The sequence below is a fragment of the Ochrobactrum sp. EDr1-4 genome, assembly GCF_049199085.1.
Taxonomy (GTDB): domain Bacteria; phylum Pseudomonadota; class Alphaproteobacteria; order Rhizobiales; family Rhizobiaceae; genus Brucella.
In genome coordinates, this window is the sequence record NZ_JBLZOF010000003.1 from 308,884 (window position 1) to 326,946 (window position 18,063).

An 18,063-nucleotide genomic window follows, 5' to 3' on the forward strand; every position below is an offset into this window, starting at 1 on the left:
GCAGTTTCGAAATTTACATTTCGTATCAGCATTCTCCGTAAGCGGCATAAACTGCCTGCCGGAAAAGACTTTACGGGCGCGCCACGGCTAAACCATGGCGCGCCTTAATGCTTTTATTCCGCCGCGTCCGGAAGTGCGGCCTGCTCGTCGCGTGTATCGTCCAGCTCGACATTGAGGCCGAGCGAGCGCATTTCCTTGACAAGAACGTTGAAGCTTTCCGGAATACCGGCTTCAAACGTATCGTCGCCACGAACGATGGCTTCGTAGACCTTGGTACGGCCTGCAACGTCATCCGACTTGACTGTAAGCATTTCCTGCAGCGTGTAAGCCGCACCGTATGCTTCCAGAGCCCAGACTTCCATTTCCCCGAAGCGCTGACCACCGAACTGCGCCTTACCACCAAGCGGCTGCTGGGTAACAAGCGAGTAAGGTCCGATCGAACGAGCGTGGATCTTGTCGTCGACCAAGTGGTGAAGCTTGAGCATGTAAATGTAGCCCATGGTCACCTGACGGTCGAACGGCTCACCCGTACGTCCATCATACAGTGTCGACTGACCCGAGGTCGCAAGACCTGCATCTGTCAACATCGCATTGATGTCAGCTTCAACCGCACCGTCGAATACCGGCGTTGCGATCGATACGCCGCGCTTCACCTGATTTGCCAGCATGAGGACGGAATCGTCATCATACGAACGGACAGGCTCGTTGCGGTCGTTGTCCGGATAAATGTGCTCCAGAGTATCGCGCAGCGGCTGAATATTTGCCGTCTTGCGATAAACGTCGATCAGCTCACCGATCTTCTTACCCATGCCTGCGCATGCCCAGCCAAGATGTGTTTCCAGAATCTGGCCCACATTCATACGGCTTGGAACACCAAGCGGGTTCAACACGATATCAGCATGCGTACCGTCTTCGAGGAACGGCATGTCTTCGACAGGCAGAATGCGGGAAACCACACCCTTGTTGCCGTGACGGCCAGCCATCTTGTCGCCTGGCTGGATCTTGCGCTTCACAGCAACAAAGACCTTAACCATCTTCATGACGCCTGGAGGCATCTCGTCGCCGCGCTGTACCTTTTCGACCTTATCCATGAAGCGCGCTTCGAGCAGCTTCTTGGATTCGTCGTACTGGCCACGCAGAGCTTCGAGTTCGCCCTGATGCTTTTCGTCTTCGACAGCGAACTGCCACCACTGCGAACGTGGATACTCGGTGATCACATCACGAGTAATAGTCGAGCCTTTTTTGAAGCCCTTAGGGCCTGCAGCTGCAACCTTACCGTCGATCATATCAACGAGACGGCCGTAAACGTTACGGTCGAGAATAGCCTGTTCGTCGTCGCGGTCCTTCGCAAGACGTTCGATCTCTTCGCGCTCAATCGCCATTGCACGTTCGTCTTTTTCAACGCCGTGGCGGTTGAATACGCGAACTTCAACGATTGTACCGTATGTTCCCGGAGGCATACGCATCGAGGTGTCACGAACGTCAGAAGCCTTTTCACCGAAGATGGCGCGCAGAAGCTTTTCTTCTGGCGTCATTGGGCTTTCGCCCTTCGGTGTAATCTTGCCGACAAGAATGTCGCCAGGATGCACTTCCGCACCAATGTAAACAATACCAGCTTCGTCAAGGTTCTTCAGCGCTTCTTCCGAAACATTCGGAATATCGCGGGTGATTTCCTCAGGTCCAAGCTTCGTATCGCGAGCAGCAACTTCGAATTCTTCGATGTGGATCGAAGTGAAGACGTCTTCCGAAACGATCTTCTCAGAGAGAAGGATCGAATCTTCGTAGTTGTAGCCATTCCAAGGCATAAACGCGACGAGCACGTTACGGCCTAGAGCCAGATCACCGAGATCGGTTGACGGACCATCAGCAATGATGTCGCCCTTACCGATTGGATCACCAACGCGTACAAGCGGACGCTGGTTGATACAGGTCGACTGGTTCGAACGCTGGAACTTCTGCAGACGATAGATATCAACGCCAGACTTCGATGGATCGAGGTCTTCAGTAGCGCGAATAACGATACGCGTTGCGTCAACCTGATCGACGATACCACCGCGACGAGCGGCAATAGCAGCACCGGAGTCACGCGCAACAACTGCTTCCATACCTGTTCCGACGAACGGTGCTTCAGCACGAACGAGTGGAACAGCCTGACGCTGCATGTTCGAGCCCATAAGAGCGCGGTTCGCATCGTCGTTTTCAAGGAACGGAATAAGCGCTGCAGCAACCGAAACGAGCTGCTTTGGCGAAACGTCCATCAGATCCACGTTTTCACGCGGGGTCATCATCACTTCGCCTGCATGACGGCAGATGACGAATTCGTCAACAAAGCTGCCATTTGCATCCAGCTCTACGTTTGCCTGAGCAACCGAGTGCTTTGCTTCTTCCATGGCCGAAAGATAGACGACATCGAGCGTTACCTTGCCGTCGACAACTTTACGGTACGGGCTTTCGATGAAGCCGTACTTGTTGACGCGAGCAAAGGTTGCGAGCGAGTTGATCAGACCAATATTCGGGCCTTCCGGCGTTTCAATCGGGCAGATACGGCCATAATGCGTTGGATGCACGTCGCGGACTTCGAAGCCAGCGCGCTCACGGGTCAAACCACCAGGTCCAAGAGCCGAAAGACGGCGCTTGTGGGTGATTTCCGAAAGCGGGTTGGTCTGATCCATGAACTGCGACAGCTGCGAGGAGCCGAAGAATTCACGTACAGCCGCAGCAGCAGGCTTCGCGTTGATCAGATCCTGCGGCATGACCGTGTCGATTTCGATCGAGGACATACGTTCCTTGATCGCACGTTCCATACGCAGAAGACCGACGCGATACTGATTTTCCATCAGCTCGCCGACCGAACGCACACGACGGTTACCGAGGTTATCGATATCGTCGATTTCGCCGCGACCATCACGCAGTTCAACCAGCATCTTGACGACTGCAAGAATGTCTTCCTTGCGCAGAACGCGCACGGTGTCTTCTGCATCGAGATCAAGACGCATGTTCATCTTCACGCGACCAACAGCGGAGAGGTCGTAGCGTTCCGAATCAAAGAACAGCGAGTTGAACATGTTCTCAGCCGAATCCATTGTCGGCGGCTCACCTGGACGCATAACGCGGTAGATGTCGAACAGTGCTTCCTGACGGCTTTCGTTCTTATCGACCGACAGAGTGTTACGGATATACGCACCGATATTGATATGATCGATATCGAGAACGTTGATCTCGTTCGCACCTGTATCGAGAAGCGTCTTAAGAACCTTCTCATCAATTTCATCACCGGCTTCGAGATAAATCTCACCCGTTGCGTAATTGACGGTATCTTCAGCAAGATACGCACCGAAGAGATCGTCTTCAGTTGCCTTGATGAACTTCAGGCCCTTTTCAGCAAGCTGCTTCGCCGAGCGAGCAGTCAGCTTCTTACCGCCTTCAAGAACGACTTCACCTGTTTCAGCGTCAATCAGATCAGAAATGATCTTCATGCCCTTGAAACGCTCTGCCGAATAAGGAATGCGCCAGTTATCACCGTCACGCGAATAGGTGACAGTGTTATAGAACGTCGACAGAATTTCTTCGCCGTCCATGCCAAGCGCCATCAGAAGCGTCGTAGCTGGAAGCTTACGGCGACGATCGATACGCGCATAGACTACGTCCTTGGCATCGAATTCGATGTCAAGCCACGAACCGCGATAAGGAATAACGCGAGCAGCAAACAGAAGCTTGCCCGAGGAATGCGTCTTACCCTTGTCGTGATCAAAGAACACGCCTGGCGAACGGTGCATCTGCGAAACGATAACACGTTCGGTACCATTGACGATGAAGGTGCCGTTGTCTGTCATGAGCGGCATATCGCCCATGTAAACGTCCTGCTCCTTGATGTCCTTGATGGACTTCGCGCCGGTATCTTCATCAATATCGAACACGATCAGACGCAGCGTCACCTTGAGAGGTGCCGAATACGTCAAATCGCGCTGACGGCATTCGTCAACGTCGAATTTTGGTGCATCGAATTCGTAGCGAACGAATTCGAGCATTGAAGAGCCGGAGAAATCCTGAATAGGGAAAACAGACTTGAAAACGGCCTGCAAACCCTCGTCAGAACGCCCACCAGCTGGTTCCTCAACCATGAGAAACTGGTCGTAGGATGCCTTCTGAACCTCAATGAGGTTAGGCATTTCCGCGACCTCGGGAATCTTACCGAAAAATTTGCGTACGCGCTTGCGACCATTGAAAGAATGGGTCTGAGCCATCGTCGCTCCTCGTTCTATAGCCTTGCGGCTTGCTCACGCCTTGCGGCCTTTATCGTGCGCCGCCTTTCGGCGGTCCTCTTAACGCATACCTCTTTCAAATCCGACAGATTTGAAGAAAGGACATACGCAATCTTCTTTTTAGAGCGGCCTTGGCGTGTCGTTCGAAACACCCGGCGCTCTAACAGGCTAAAACCCGTTTCCTGAAAGCCCCTTCAAGGCCATCAGAAAAAGGGTTTAAAAAGATCAGAACGTAGTAACTAAAATCGCTCTGACTATGATTTGCATAAAGAGAACCTATTTCCGCGCTTTTCGTTTCTTTTCATGCATTTACTCCAGATGCAAGCCCAGAGTTTAATAAGGATTAAACTGGCGGACGTTTCCGTCCGCCAGAATAAAGAACTTACTTAAGTTCAACCTTAGCGCCAGCTGCTTCGAGCTGTGCCTTGATCTTTTCAGCTTCGTCCTTGGACGCTGCTTCTTTAACAGCCTTAGGAGCTGCTTCAACGAGGTCCTTAGCTTCCTTCAGGCCGAGACCTGTGATTGCGCGAACTTCCTTGATCACGTTGATCTTGTTAGCGCCGCCTTCAACGAGAACTACGTCGAATTCAGTCTTTTCTTCAACAGCAGCAGCTGGAGCACCAGCAGCAGCAGCAGCAGCTACAGGAGCAGCAGCCGAAACGCCCCACTTTTCTTCGAGAAGCTTCGAAAGCTCAGCAGCTTCGAGAACTGTCAGAGCCGAAAGGTCTTCAACGATCTTTGCGAGATCAGCCATTTTGGTATTTCCTTAGTTTAAGGTTTGAACTGTTTGTAATGAGAAACGGCCTTAAGCCGCCTCGTTCTTCCGGGCGTGCGCACCAATAACGCGAGCGATCTGGCCCGCTGGAGCGCTGGTAAGTACTGCAAGACGCTGAGCTGGGGTTTGGATCATTCCAACCAGCTTTGCGCGCAGTTCGTCGAGCGATGGGAGCGAAGCAAGCGACTTTACGCCTTCGGCGTTAAGTGTTGTTGCGCCCATTGAACCACCAAGAATAACGAGCTTGTCGTTAATCTTAGCGAACTCGACGGCTACTTTCGGTGCAGCAATCGGGTCGTCTGCATATGCAACGACCGTCTGACCTACGAATAGGTCTGCGATGCCTTCCGATTCCGTGCCCTGAAGAGCGATTTTGGCAAGGCGGTTTTTCGCGACTTTAACGGTGCCACCAGCGTCACGCATCTTGGAACGAAGATCGCTCATCTGCGCAACGGTGAGACCGGTATAGTGGGCCACGACGACCGAACCGGACTCTTTGAAAGCGCCGTTCAGCCACGCGACAAATTCGCGCTTTTCCGCTCTATCCACTGTGTCTCTCCAGTAGACAGGACCAGTTTGGCCCTGCCGGGTTGCCTTTGCCAGACTTGCCTTGCGGCTCATCTGACGTTCGAGGATCCTGTCCCCTTCAGCTTCACCCGCAAAGCGGACTACACTCAAAGGCAACTACGGTTCAAACCTCGCATGCACTTTCGTGCGAAACAGGGTTATTCCACGTCTCATGCAGGCCGTATGTTTAAGGACAATCACCCGAAGATGACCATCCGCCTGCAATCTCGGACAGGATAACCGGACTTTCGTCCGGCTATCCGGATCTTGCGATCCGGAATTTGTTCACATTCGACTGCTTGCACAGTCCGGTAGTGCGACCAACCTCCCCTCAGGAGAGGCATAGGCTCCGGCAAACCGGAGCCCAAAAATTATGCGACGACCTTAACAGTCGATGGATCGACCTTAACGCCAACGCCCATGCTCGATGAAATCGAGACGCGCTTCAGGTATTCACCCTTAGCAGCCGATGGCTTCGCCTTGAGAACTGCGTCAGCAAAAGCTTTGATGTTTTCTTCGAGCTTCTGATTGTCGAAGGAAACCTTGCCGATGCCAGCATGGATGATACCAGCCTTTTCAACGCGGAACTCAACTGCGCCGCCCTTAGAAGCGGTAACAGCAGCTGCAACGTCAACAGTCACAGTACCAACCTTAGGGTTTGGCATCATGCCGCGTGGGCCGAGAACCTTACCAAGACGACCAACGAGTGGCATCATGTCTGGTGTCGCAATGCAGCGATCGAATTCGATCTTGCCGCCATTGACGATTTCAAACAGGTCTTCTGCACCAACGATATCAGCGCCAGCCTTCTTAGCTTCTTCAGCCTTATCGCCACGTGCAAAAACTGCAACGCGAACGGTACGGCCTGTGCCGTTTGGAAGGTTAACAACGCCACGAACCATCTGATCAGCATGACGTGGGTCAACGCCGAGGTTCATTGCGATTTCGATGGTTTCGTCGAACTTTGCAACAGCGCGTTCCTTAACCATGCCGATTGCATCGGACAGGTCGTAAAGCTTGTTGACGTCAACGCCTTCGCGGATCTTAGCTACACGCTTGGAAATCTTTGCCATCGTCTTAGCCCACCACTTCCAGGCCCATCGAACGGGCAGAACCTTCGATCATACGCATAGCTGCTTCAACGTCAGATGCGTTCAGATCTTTCATCTTAGCCAAAGCGATTTCGCGAACCTTGTCGCGCGCAATCGTGCCGGCCTTTTCCTTGCCAGGAGCCTTCGAACCGGACTTGAGGTTCGCAGCCTTCTTAAGGAAATAAGACACAGGAGGCGTCTTCATCACAAAAGTGAAAGACTTGTCCTGGTAATATGTAATCACGACTGGAACAGGCGAACCTTTTTCCATTTCCTGTGTGGCAGCGTTAAATGCCTTACAGAATTCCATGATGTTGATGCCGCGCTGACCCAAAGCTGGGCCAATCGGAGGCGATGGTGTGGCCGAAGCCGCTGCAACCTGCAGCTTCAACTGGCCTGCAATTTTCTTAGCCATTGCATTCTGCCTTCATATAAATGCTGGAAACCCAGCGTTCTCGATTAATGCCGGAAATCCGGCTCTCGACTGACGTCAGTTAAACTGACTGGCAGTTCGGTGGTGCGAAATCGGCAACCGGCTAAGCCACCTATCCTCCCACCATTTTCCGTCACTTACGACGGAAACCCTTTCGGGCAACAATCAGACCTTATCGACCTGACTGTATTCAAGATCCACAGGCGTCGCACGCCCGAAGATGGAAACTTCAACCTTGAGGCGCGCACGCTCTTCGTCAACTTCCTGAACGATACCGTTAAACGAAGCAAACGGACCATCGGAAACGCGAACATTTTCGCCAATCTCGAAGGTGATCGAGGTCTTAGGACGCTCTGCACCATCCTGAACCTGATTCAAGATCAGATCGACTTCCTTCTGCGAAACAGGAACCGGCTTTGAATCACCTAGGAAACCAGTAACGCGCGGCGTATTCTTAATCAGCGAAAACACAGCATCAGTCAGCGTCGCCTGAACCAGAACGTAGCCCGGGAAGAATTTGCGCTCTGCATCAACCTTACGGCCGCGGCGAACCTCAACAACCTTCTCGGTCGGCACGACGATCTGCTCGATAAGACCGGAAAGGCCCTTTTGAGCAGCTTTAGCTTGAATGTCGTCAGCCACCTTCTTTTCGAAGTTGGAATAGGCGTGAACGATGTACCAGCGCGCTGTCATCTCAAAACTCCCCAATCCTGCTTAGCGGCCAAGGCCAAGAATAAGTTCTACGCCATAGGCCATAAGCTGATCGGCAAGAAAAAAGAACGTAGCAGCCAAAAATGCCATAACCACAACCATGATCGTGGAGATGATCGTTTCACGCCGTGTCGGCCAGGTCACTTTCGCCGTTTCGGCGCGAACCTGCTGGAAAAAGGTGATCGGATTCGTCTTAGATGCCATCTGTCACTCTATTTGCTTGGTGAACCACTACTCTTGAAGCGAAAAAACGAATCAAAAACAGGAACCCACGCGTATACGGTACGCAAAGCTGAAGATTCAGCCCCACGCACCGCGTGTCTGTTGACGTTACATAGAATCGATTCCCAAAAAAAACAAGCCCAATAGTTAAAAGAATACCATACAGGCTTATCGGAAATCCGACCCTTACGAACATCGCTTGCAGTACCATTCAATCGTACCGCAGCGACCTCTCCTGCCCGACCATAACACCGGCGGAGAGTTATCGATATCTGACTTAGCAGCTCTTGATAAAAGCGCTCATCAGATCAGTCAGCGAAAACGCTACGTCAAAATACAAAAAACGAGTACTCATAGTCAAGCCATGAGTACTCGTTTTAAAATGGCAGGGGCAGCAGGGCTCGAACCCGCGGCCTACGGTTTTGGAGACCGTCGCTCTACCAACTGAGCTATACCCCTATTTGGCACTGAGTGTGCCAGACTGGCGGCATAACCGCCAGTCAAATTCTTTACTCGATGATCGAAGCGACGATGCCTGCACCAACGGTACGGCCACCTTCACGGATAGCGAAGCGAAGCTTGTCTTCCATCGCAATCGGTACGATCAGCGTTACGTCAACAGTTACGTTGTCGCCTGGCATAACCATTTCCACGCCTTCTGGCAGGGTAACAACACCGGTAACGTCAGTTGTACGGAAGTAGAACTGTGGACGGTAGTTGGTGAAGAATGGTGTATGACGGCCACCTTCGTCCTTGGTCAGAATGTATGCTTCTGCCTTGAACTTGGTGTGTGGCTTAACCGAACCTGGCTTGCAGAGAACCTGACCACGCTCAACGTCTTCACGACCAACGCCGCGAACCAGTGCGCCGATGTTGTCGCCAGCCTGGCCCTGATCGAGCAGCTTGCGGAACATTTCAACGCCGGTAACAGTCGTCTTGCCAGTTGCCTTGATGCCGACGATTTCGACTTCTTCGCCAACCTTAACAATACCGCGCTCTACACGACCGGTAACGACAGTACCACGACCCGAGATCGAGAACACGTCTTCGATTGGCATCAGGAATGGCTGGTCAATCGGACGTTCTGGAGTTGGGATATAATCGTCAACAGCAGCCATCAGATTGCGGATTGCGTCTTCGCCGAGTTCCTTCGAAGAATCTTCAAGAGCAGCAAGAGCCGAACCCTTGATGATTGGCACTTCGTCGCCCGGGAAGTCGTACTTCGAGAGAAGTTCACGAACTTCGAGTTCTACGAGTTCGAGAAGTTCAGCATCGTCAACCTGATCGCACTTGTTCAGGAACACAACGATCGCAGGAACGCCAACCTGACGAGCGAGCAGGATGTGCTCACGGGTCTGTGGCATTGGGCCGTCAGCTGCCGAAACAACGAGGATCGCGCCGTCCATCTGAGCAGCACCGGTGATCATGTTCTTAACATAGTCAGCGTGGCCTGGGCAGTCGACGTGTGCGTAGTGACGTGCAGGGGTTTCATATTCAACGTGTGCCGTCGAAATGGTGATACCACGAGCGCGTTCTTCTGGCGCAGCATCGATCTGGTCGTATGCCTTGAATTCACCAAAGAACTTGGTGATCGCTGCGGTCAGCGAGGTCTTGCCATGGTCGACGTGACCAATGGTGCCGATGTTTACGTGTGGTTTATTACGTTCAAACTTGCTTTTTGCCATCGCCGTTGTTCTCTTTGTTCTAGAACCGCTCGAGCGCCCGCACAAAAGCCTGAAAGACATTCGCGCCGACATTTATGCCAAAACGGAACGGCGAACCGCCCGTCGATGATACCTTACGCCTATCCGCTCACAAAAACTGGAGCGGGTAACGGGAATCGAACCCGTGTATTCAGCTTGGAAGGCTGCTGCTCTACCATTGAGCTATACCCGCATACTCTAAACTCTAATCCGACAGTGGTGGAGGAAGTTGGATTTGAACCAACGTAGGCTTAGCCAACGGATTTACAGTCCGTCCCCTTTAACCGCTCGGGCATTCCTCCTAATATCACTATCAGCAGAGTCGAGTAACTAGGCATTTTGTGCAGAATGTCTGGCTGCCCGTTTGGGCCGTACCGTCGTTCTGCGAGGGGGCTTATGCCGATATGCGTCGCTCCTGTCAACAGGGTAAAAGTGAAAAGAATGCAGAACTTTCCACAGCTTGCACATATCAACAGATGCGAGACGCCCCAGAACCGCGTGAAACCGGGATTTGACGGCTATAGCGGCCAGTTATTTCTTGTCTTAAATAAAATCGCACATGCTATCTTCCCTGTTGTGGACAGGATATAAGCGCCTCATGAACGATAAAAACTCTTCCCACACCCCAAAAGATTCTCACTATGCACGCCTGCGTCGCGAACATCGCGACCAGAAAGCATCGTCTGAAGGCAAAGCGCCGCACAGACCGCAACGCGCACCAATCCCTGCTGGTCGCGTGAGCGATGGTACAGTCCGTCTTTACGGCCTGCATACCGTACGTGCAGCAGTAGAGAATCCCGCGCGTAAGATTTTGCGTATGCGCGCCACACGCAATGGCTTCGCTCGCCTCGAAATTGGCGAAGCTGAAAACCTGCCCTTCCCTGTTGAAATCGTCGAACCAAAAGAAATCGACAAGGAAACAGGTTCTGATGCCGTGCATCAGGGCGTTATGATCGAAGCGGAACCGCTTCGTCATAAAAAGCTCTCGGAACTGAAAGACAGCCCACTGCTTCTGGTGCTTGATCAGGTCACTGATCCGCACAATGTTGGCGCGATCATTCGTTCTGCTGTGGCATTTGGCGCAGGCGCGATCATCACGACAAGCCGACACAGCCCGCAAGAAAGCGGTGTTTTGGCGAAAGCGGCCTCCGGTGCACTGGAAATTATCCCGCATATCGAAGTGCGTAATCTCGCAGATGCAATCGAAGAGCTTCATTCCCTTGGCTTCATGACCATTGGTCTTGATTCTGAAGGAGCAAATGAAATGGAAACGACGCTCAACAGTGATCGCGTTGCGCTCGTCCTCGGCGCAGAAGGCAAAGGCCTTCGCCAAAAGACCCGCGAAACAGTCACCGCACTGGCACGTCTCGACATGCCCGGTGAAATCAAATCGCTGAACGTCTCCAACGCCGCTGCAATTTCGCTCTATGCCGCCGAGCGCTATTTGCGCGCCCGTCGCTCAGCCTGACGAATCGGCTTAATTTAATATCTGGAGCGTTTTTCACGCTCCAGATAAAGATTTACGCGGTTGCAATATAGCTACGAATATCTTCCGCTTCTTGCTCGACATCCTCAATGCGCCGCTTCACGACGTCACCGATTGAAATGATTCCCGCAAGCTTGCCGTTTTCTTCAACCGGCATATGGCGGAAACGGTTATGCGTCATAATTTCCATCACCTGATTGATGGTGTGATGCTCGCGGCATACCTGCACTTGTGCCGTCATGAAGTCCGAAACCGGCCGCTTCCATATTTCCACATCCATCGTCGCCATTGCACGAACAACGTCACGCTCAGAAAGAATGCCTTTGATATGGCCTTCGGCGTCGCAGGCAACAATTGCGCCGATTTTATATTGGGCAAGAATGGCAATGGCGTGTGCAAGCGTATCATCCGGCTTGATGATAACGACTTCCCTGCCCTTGGTTTCAAGAATCGATCTAACAGTCATGCCAAAGTCCCTCCCAAGGTTCAGCAATCTATCAAGGGAACATGTCCCATGATTCTAACGCAGCTCCTCCAGCTGTGTTCCTATAATGGTGCGCTTTGATGCGCCGCTTTGCAAGCGTGCGAAATAGGGAGAGTTAACCTCTGCGCCGGATCACGGCATCGTAATTGCGTGGCTTATCCAGCAAGGCAATACCGAAAAAGCCCGCAACAAATCCACCAATATGCGCTTCCCATGCGATTCCCGAGAGGTCCGCGCCGCCCGTCGAATAAAGGCCCGTCACAATATTGATTAAGAACCAAACGCCAACGAATGTCAGCACAGGCTTCAACGTCAATGTAAGACCAATCGGCAAAACGGGCCCTGCAAATTCAGATTTGCGTCCATGCCCTACTCGGCGAAAGCCATAACGCGCAGCAGCACCCATCATGCCCGAAATAGCACCCGAAGCCCCGACAAGTGGCGTCACGCTCTCAGGATAGATCGCGTAATGTGTCAGTCCGGCAACGACCGATGTGAGAACCCAGAAGATAATCATTCGTCCGGTGCCAATACGACCCGCAAGCGGAGAACCGAAAGCCGCAAACCAGATCATATTGACCGCGATATGCGCCAAACCGCCATGCATAAACGAGTAACTGATGAGCGTGAACAGGGCTGCCGGATCAGTGAAACCACCCGCCAATGAGAACCGCGCCGGAATCAGCGCGAAATTCAGCATGAAGGCATAGTTCTGCTGCTCGCTGATAATGTAGTTCTGATAAATATAAACGCCGGCGCAAATGGCCATCAATGCCAGCACAACACCCGGTATATTGAATATCGGCTCTCCTCCACGAGAGGAGTTCGTGTTTTCGCGCATATCAGGCTGAGGAATGCTCATGAACCGCCGCTTTCCAGCTAACTGTCTTCAAAATAATGATTCTAGATAAGTGACAATTCGTTAAAAATAAAGGCCGCCGGATTGTACCGTACGGCCTTGTCGCAAATATCTGAACATTGCGAGACGGAATCTGGAGATCAGAAAAAAGTCAACCAAGACAATGACTTCTTCTGATAAGCCATCAAAGCGCTATAATAGATTTTTTGCAACTATTACTTCCTGTTAACCTTAACAGACATCCTCCGTGGATGAACAAAGGGTTAAGCTGGCGTCCCCGCCGTTAATACTATTTTAATGCGCTGAGCGATGGGCAAAGCCCGCAAACACAGACGAGCAATAAGCAGCGCAAGATGAAAAACCGCAGCACGATCGCAATTTTCAGCGAATGGCAGCGACTGGCACTGAGCCAGAGCGGTAGCCTTTATGCGCCTTCGCGCGAATCTATTCAGCCACGCAAACTTGGACGGCATTTGTCGGATCTGTTCTTTCTGGAAGAAGATAATTCAGGACAGATGATCTTTCGTCTCGCCGGAACCCGAATCTGCACCCTGTTCGGGCGTGAACTTAAAACGACCCGTTTTTTGGCTCTCTGGCCGGAGCGTAATCGCCCTGCCCTTCATGAGCTGACGCGAAGCATCAATGAATTTCTGGTTCCAGCCTTGAGCCACAATGACGGCATTAGTCTTTCGGGGCGTAGTCTCTCATTTGAAATGCTGCTCGCACCGCTTTCAATCAGCGATGATGGCAGATTGAACTTGCTCGGTAGCATTTCCGTACTTGATGACATTGCATGGGCCGGTGCGGATCCAATCGTACTGGGCAATCTCAACCGAATCGAACCGCTAGCGCCTGATCTGATTGTTGCACAAGAAGAGCGCAAGTCTTCTGCCATTACAATGAATGCAACCAGCGGACGGCAACGCTGGGCAGCGCCTGTGCCCAGCCGTGATATTCCGCAACTACGCGTGATCACTGGCGGCAAAGCCTGAACCAGTGCAAACCAAAAGGTAAACGCGCACTAAGGTTACGGATTTGCAAATTGCACTTCGGGCTCTTTTGGGCATCAAAAGGCCATAAATGACGCTAATATTAGCTGAAATACGCTATTTCTGAACAAAACCTTGCAGCATTCAGTTCAGTTTTATTCAAATTAGATTAGCATTTTCGCGTCTGAATTTCCCCACTCTCAAAGTCTTGCACGCATTCTTGTTTCCAACAGGGAGACAAAAGAATGACAAAGCAGACAATCATCGCAGTCCTGATGCTGATGCTGGGAACCGCCTTTGCGCAAGCCGCAAGCCCTGCTTCAAAATCGCATTGGATGCCGACTGGCGAACGCACGTCGCAGCCGATTGGTCACTATGAATTTTGTGAGCGTCATCCTGCTGAATGCAGCATATTGAATAAGAATAGCGCGCCGCTGACGCTCAACCAGAAAGTCTGGCAGGAAATCGTCACGATCAACGCCAGCATCAACGAACGAATCGCTCCGCGCACTGACATGGAAGTCTGGGGCCACGAAGAATATTGGGAATACCCAACGACTGCCGGTGATTGCGATGACTATATGCTGCTCAAGCGCCGCGAACTGATTGCGCTCGGCATTCCAGCCAACACACTGCTCATGACTGTCGTGCGCCAACCGAATGGTGAGGGTCACGCAGTTCTGACCGTGCGCACAGACCGCGGCGATTTCATTCTCGACAATATGGATCAGCGCGTGCGGCTCTGGAATGACACCGACTACACCTACCTCAAACGCCAGTCCACAACGAACACCGGCGTATGGGTTTCCATTAAAGATGGTCGCGACACTTTCGTCAGCAGCATTCGCAACTGATCCTGCTGAAATACCCCTGTTAAAAATGGAAGGGCGTCATTCCCCTTCCTTTTTTTATGCTGGTTCCAGACCGCGCATAAAAGACTGGCCTTTTTCAACATAATGCTTTGCTGACAGCTTCAGTTTTTCAGCCGCGGCAAAATCAAGTTCCCGGATAACGCGCGCTGGCGAGCCAACAATCAGCGAGTTATCTGGAAATTCTTTGCCTTCAGTCACAAGCGCACCCGCACCGATAAGGCAATTATTACCGATCTTCGCACCGTTCAGAATAATCGCCCCCATACCAATCAGCGTATTATTGCCAATCGTACAGCCGTGCAGAATCGCACGGTGGCCAATTGTGCAGCCCTCGCCAATGCTCAGAGGAAATCCAATATCGGTGTGCATGATGGTGTGTTCCTGCACATTGGTATTCGCGCCCACCGTAATCGGTTCATTGTCGCCGCGCAGAACGGAACCGAACCAGAAGCCAGCATTCTCGCCAACGAGAACTTTACCAATCAGCGTCGCGTCCGGCGCAATCCAATTACTCGCACGGTCAGCAAACTCCGGCTTATGTCCGTTATAGACGTAGATTGGCATCGGCTTTCCTCCATCAAAGAATCTCGAAACATGATGCGTTATTTATCATGGGAGCGAAATGCGGCTTGCAGACAATAAAGCGTTGCAATCAGAAAGATGATGCCAGCCGACAATTTTAGTCCAACGATAGTGGAAAAAATCCCCCAATCATCCGGCCAGCGAAAGATGCTGCGCAGCCTTCCCATCTGGGAAGAAATCACCATTTTGCCAGCGGTTACATTTTCGTAGGCGCTGCGAAACGAGAAGAATGACACGCACCCACCCAAAACCGTACTCGCCCAAAGTGACCCAGTCGAAAACTTCGACATTTCCGATTTCGTCTGATTGGCAAGACAGGGCTTGATTTCGCGCGTCTTCCGCTTACGAATGTCTAGCCATGGCGGAAGCTGCTTATCATCATCGTTCTTTTCCATGATTAGTCATCACAGATTTCATAGCCACTGCTCTCAGCTTCAACAGCTGCCTTAATCCAGAAAAAAACGTTTCCATCTCCCTGAAGTTTTCCTTGGCATAAAGCAACAATATTGCCCAGACCGGCAGGCGCCTTCGCCGCACAAGATGCCTTCCAGCTCGCAAAACGCTCAATAGATCCATCAACAATTTCGGGAAACCCAAAATAAATCTGACTCATTTTCTGAGCCAGTTCAGGACATGTACCATCATCATCAATGGCTTGAGCAACCGATGGAGAAACAGCAAAACTCAAAAATATTGCTGCACCACACGCTACAGCACTCAAAATTAACGGCCTCATAGCTTCTCCCAGCACGCACGTTGATTAAGAATACTTTTTAAGGCGCTCACGCGGAAGCATCAACTCAATAAAAAACGCCCCCTCTGCAAGGCAGAAAGGGCGTCTTATTTAACTGCAAAAAATCTCAGAGATCGACGTCGAGAATAGCCATCGAGAAATTATAGGAGAGTTCGCCTTCGTCTTCATCCTTATAGACAAGCCCCAGGAACTCATCATCCAGATAGACTTCAGCGGAATCGTCCTTGCGTGGACGCGCCTTAATCTGAAGGCCAGGATTGTTAAAAGTCCGCTTGAAATATGCGTCGAGTTTCTTGAGTTCTTCGGGTTTCAACCGGCTTCTCCTGATATTGAATTAAGGCCGGTGTAATGCACCCGGCATTGTTTGATGTAAAGCACTAACGCACGCGCGAATGAACACATGCACCGTTAGTTGGAATAGCTTTTCAGACATATAGTCCGCTCTGGTTAAAAAGCCAGCAGCAGTCAGTTTTATGGTTTTGCTGAACGAATAGAGCTATATGCCTTCGCCATACATATGTTCGCCAAACGCAGCCTCACCGAGCATCTGGTCCATAACGCGAGATGGCTCAGAACACCCACTCTCGCCGACAACCTTTGCAGGAACACCAGCGACCGTCGCATTGTTCGGCACTGGCTTAAGTACTACAGAACCGGCGGCGATCTTAGAGCAATGACCAACTTCGATATTGCCGAGAATCTTCGCGCCAGCACCAATCAGCACGCCATGGCGGATCTTTGGATGGCGATCTCCACTGGCCTTACCTGTACCGCCGAGTGTTACTCCGTGTAGAATCGACACATTGTCTTCGATGACAGCTGTTTCGCCAACCACAAGCCCGGTCGCATGATCAAGAAAAAGACCACTACCAAATTGGGCGGCAGGATGAATATCGGTCTGGAAGATCGATGATGAGCGGCTTTGCAGATAATAAGCGAAGTCTTTTCGGCCTTCCTTATAAAGCCAATGCGCCAAACGATGCGTCTGGATGGCGTGGAATCCCTTCAAATAAAGAATAGAATCCATGAAACGGCTATACGCCGGATCGCGATCATAAAAGGCCTGAATATCGACGCGCACGATATGAGACCACTCGGGATTGGCCTCGAACATCGCATCAAATGTCTGACGCAAAATATCAGCGCTTAAATCAGCATGTCCAAGACGTTCCGCGATGCGATGCATAACCGCATCTTCCAACGTCGTCTGGTTGAGTATCGTCGCGTAAAGAAACGTTCCAAGCACGGGATCGTTCTTGGCAGCGTCCTCCGCTTCGGCGCGGATGGAATGCCAGATCGGATCTACCTGTCCCAGCGACGGGGACAATTTTGCGTTCGAACGAACGGACATTATGCATACTCCAATTTTGCTTATCGCAGGCAATGAGCACTCCCGTTGCTCTATGCCTGCACCGCAATGCGCGTTCAGCCGATAACATATCTCAAAATGCTGCGCGTTGACACTGCGTAAATCTCGTTGATGCTTTGGTCGAAACTTATAGAGGGTTCTCTTCGAGAAACGCCAGAACGCCTTTCTTATAGACCTTATCGCCCACCGCCAACATGTGATCACGGTCAGGTATGTCAAGCGCCTGTCCATTTGGCAGCATATCGGCAAGTTCCTGTGCACTGCCCGCTATATCGTCAGTCGTACCAACGGCGACAAGAACAGGCTGCATGATGCGCGCAATTGCCTCGGGCGAAACCAGTTCTTTGGACGTAATCACACAGGCTGCAAGCGCAATTCGATCACTCTTAGTCTGATCGGCAAATTTGCGGAACATCAATCCACGCGGATGCGTAATGGTCGATGGATCTTCCGCAAGAAGCGCTTCACCAATCGGCTCCCAATCGCCCGCGCCTGTAACCATGCCGATGCCAAGACCGCCAAAAATAGCACTATGCACGCGCTCAGGATGTTCAACGGCTAAAAACGCGGTGATACGCGCACCCATCGAATAGCCCATGATATGCGCTTTCTCGATGCCAAGATGATCAAGCAGAGCGGCAGCATCACCAGCCATGGCGCTAGGCGTATAATCAGCCGCGTCATGGCTTTTTGAAGAAAATCCATGACCACGATCATCAATGGCTATCACGCGATAACCAGCCTCGGTCAACGTGCGAAACCAGCCGGGCGACACCCAGTTAACGAGGCTTGATGATGCAAAACCGTGAATGAGCAGAATCGGATCGCCCTCTCCGTCCTGACGATACGCAAGACGCAGACCATCATGTTCGAAATATTCGATGTCGAGCGCGCTCAATTTTGC

Annotated in this window: 19 protein-coding genes and 3 tRNA genes; 3 read left to right on the forward strand and 19 right to left on the reverse strand. The window is 51.6% G+C overall.

Annotated elements, in window-relative coordinates; translation table 11 throughout:
* Positions 1-113 precede the first annotated feature (113 nt).
* From rpoB to ACOZHT_RS12605, 11 genes are all read right to left on the reverse strand, one after another.
* The gene (rpoB, locus tag ACOZHT_RS12555) at positions 114-4,244 is read right to left on the reverse strand and encodes a DNA-directed RNA polymerase subunit beta (RefSeq protein WP_339515228.1); all 4,131 of its coding nucleotides are present in this window, start codon (positions 4,242-4,244) and stop codon (positions 114-116) included.
* 400 nt (positions 4,245-4,644) lie between these two features.
* Positions 4,645-5,016, reverse strand: a complete 372-nt coding sequence (gene rplL / locus ACOZHT_RS12560; RefSeq protein ID WP_339515226.1) for a 50S ribosomal protein L7/L12 — start codon at positions 5,014-5,016, stop codon at positions 4,645-4,647.
* A gap of 51 nt (positions 5,017-5,067) precedes the next feature.
* On the reverse strand, positions 5,068-5,586 hold the full coding sequence (gene rplJ / locus ACOZHT_RS12565; RefSeq protein WP_339515237.1) for a 50S ribosomal protein L10: 519 nt from the start codon (positions 5,584-5,586) through the stop codon (positions 5,068-5,070).
* Between the two features lie 389 nt (positions 5,587-5,975).
* Complete coding sequence (gene rplA, locus ACOZHT_RS12570; RefSeq protein WP_339515224.1) at positions 5,976-6,677, reverse strand: 50S ribosomal protein L1; 702 nt, start codon at positions 6,675-6,677, stop codon at positions 5,976-5,978.
* A 4-nt stretch (positions 6,678-6,681) separates the two neighbouring features.
* Positions 6,682-7,110 carry a 50S ribosomal protein L11 gene (rplK, locus tag ACOZHT_RS12575; RefSeq protein WP_250044719.1) on the reverse strand — a complete coding sequence of 143 codons (429 nt, stop codon included), beginning with the start codon at positions 7,108-7,110 and terminating at the stop codon, positions 6,682-6,684.
* Between the two features lie 183 nt (positions 7,111-7,293).
* Entirely contained in the window at positions 7,294-7,821 is a 528-nt protein-coding gene (nusG, locus tag ACOZHT_RS12580) for a transcription termination/antitermination protein NusG (RefSeq protein WP_339515222.1), read from the reverse strand.
* A gap of 21 nt (positions 7,822-7,842) precedes the next feature.
* Positions 7,843-8,043 carry a preprotein translocase subunit SecE gene (gene secE / locus ACOZHT_RS12585; RefSeq protein WP_250044717.1) on the reverse strand — a complete coding sequence of 67 codons (201 nt, stop codon included), beginning with the start codon at positions 8,041-8,043 and terminating at the stop codon, positions 7,843-7,845.
* A gap of 401 nt (positions 8,044-8,444) precedes the next feature.
* Positions 8,445-8,520 (reverse strand) — tRNA-Trp (locus ACOZHT_RS12590).
* Positions 8,521-8,570: 50 nt separating this feature from the next.
* On the reverse strand, positions 8,571-9,746 hold the full coding sequence (tuf, locus tag ACOZHT_RS12595) for an elongation factor Tu (RefSeq protein ID WP_421565801.1): 1,176 nt from the start codon (positions 9,744-9,746) through the stop codon (positions 8,571-8,573).
* 137 nt (positions 9,747-9,883) lie between these two features.
* Positions 9,884-9,957 (reverse strand) — tRNA-Gly (locus tag ACOZHT_RS12600).
* A 24-nt stretch (positions 9,958-9,981) separates the two neighbouring features.
* Positions 9,982-10,066, reverse strand: a tRNA-Tyr gene (locus ACOZHT_RS12605).
* 296 nt (positions 10,067-10,362) lie between these two features.
* On the opposite strand from ACOZHT_RS12605, the gene rlmB reads away from it, so the two are divergent.
* Positions 10,363-11,232 (forward strand): 23S rRNA (guanosine(2251)-2'-O)-methyltransferase RlmB, encoded by an 870-nt coding sequence (gene rlmB / locus ACOZHT_RS12610; protein WP_339513834.1) that lies wholly within the window; start codon positions 10,363-10,365, stop codon positions 11,230-11,232.
* A 52-nt stretch (positions 11,233-11,284) separates the two neighbouring features.
* Here rlmB and ACOZHT_RS12615 read toward each other — a convergent pair whose 3' ends face one another.
* Complete coding sequence (locus ACOZHT_RS12615) at positions 11,285-11,716, reverse strand: CBS domain-containing protein (protein ID WP_339513833.1); 432 nt, start codon at positions 11,714-11,716, stop codon at positions 11,285-11,287.
* A gap of 133 nt (positions 11,717-11,849) precedes the next feature.
* Complete coding sequence (locus ACOZHT_RS12620) at positions 11,850-12,596, reverse strand: rhomboid family intramembrane serine protease (RefSeq protein ID WP_339513831.1); 747 nt, start codon at positions 12,594-12,596, stop codon at positions 11,850-11,852.
* Positions 12,597-12,946: 350 nt separating this feature from the next.
* Here ACOZHT_RS12620 and ACOZHT_RS12625 point away from each other — a divergent pair, with 350 nt between their 5' ends.
* Entirely contained in the window at positions 12,947-13,585 is a 639-nt protein-coding gene (locus ACOZHT_RS12625; RefSeq protein ID WP_339513829.1) for a PAS domain-containing protein, read from the forward strand.
* 242 nt (positions 13,586-13,827) lie between these two features.
* Positions 13,828-14,436: a transglutaminase-like cysteine peptidase gene (locus tag ACOZHT_RS12630; RefSeq protein WP_339513828.1), complete on the forward strand. Its 609-nt coding sequence runs from the start codon at positions 13,828-13,830 to the stop codon at positions 14,434-14,436.
* 54 nt (positions 14,437-14,490) lie between these two features.
* Here ACOZHT_RS12630 and ACOZHT_RS12635 read toward each other — a convergent pair whose 3' ends face one another.
* The 6 genes from ACOZHT_RS12635 to ACOZHT_RS12660 form a co-directional block, all read right to left on the reverse strand.
* Positions 14,491-15,018, reverse strand: a complete 528-nt coding sequence (locus ACOZHT_RS12635) for a gamma carbonic anhydrase family protein (protein ID WP_339513826.1) — start codon at positions 15,016-15,018, stop codon at positions 14,491-14,493.
* Between the two features lie 38 nt (positions 15,019-15,056).
* Positions 15,057-15,431 carry a hypothetical protein gene (locus ACOZHT_RS12640; RefSeq protein ID WP_339513824.1) on the reverse strand — a complete coding sequence of 125 codons (375 nt, stop codon included), beginning with the start codon at positions 15,429-15,431 and terminating at the stop codon, positions 15,057-15,059.
* A 2-nt stretch (positions 15,432-15,433) separates the two neighbouring features.
* The gene (locus tag ACOZHT_RS12645) at positions 15,434-15,772 is read right to left on the reverse strand and encodes a hypothetical protein (protein WP_339513822.1); all 339 of its coding nucleotides are present in this window, start codon (positions 15,770-15,772) and stop codon (positions 15,434-15,436) included.
* A 124-nt stretch (positions 15,773-15,896) separates the two neighbouring features.
* Positions 15,897-16,103, reverse strand: coding sequence for a DUF3126 family protein (locus tag ACOZHT_RS12650; protein WP_095446832.1), 207 nt, complete (start codon positions 16,101-16,103; stop codon positions 15,897-15,899).
* 183 nt (positions 16,104-16,286) lie between these two features.
* Positions 16,287-17,141: a serine O-acetyltransferase gene (gene cysE, locus ACOZHT_RS12655; RefSeq protein ID WP_339513819.1), complete on the reverse strand. Its 855-nt coding sequence runs from the start codon at positions 17,139-17,141 to the stop codon at positions 16,287-16,289.
* Positions 17,142-17,286: 145 nt separating this feature from the next.
* Positions 17,287-18,057 carry an alpha/beta hydrolase gene (locus ACOZHT_RS12660; RefSeq protein ID WP_339513817.1) on the reverse strand — a complete coding sequence of 257 codons (771 nt, stop codon included), beginning with the start codon at positions 18,055-18,057 and terminating at the stop codon, positions 17,287-17,289.
* Positions 18,058-18,063: the final 6 nt, after the last annotated feature.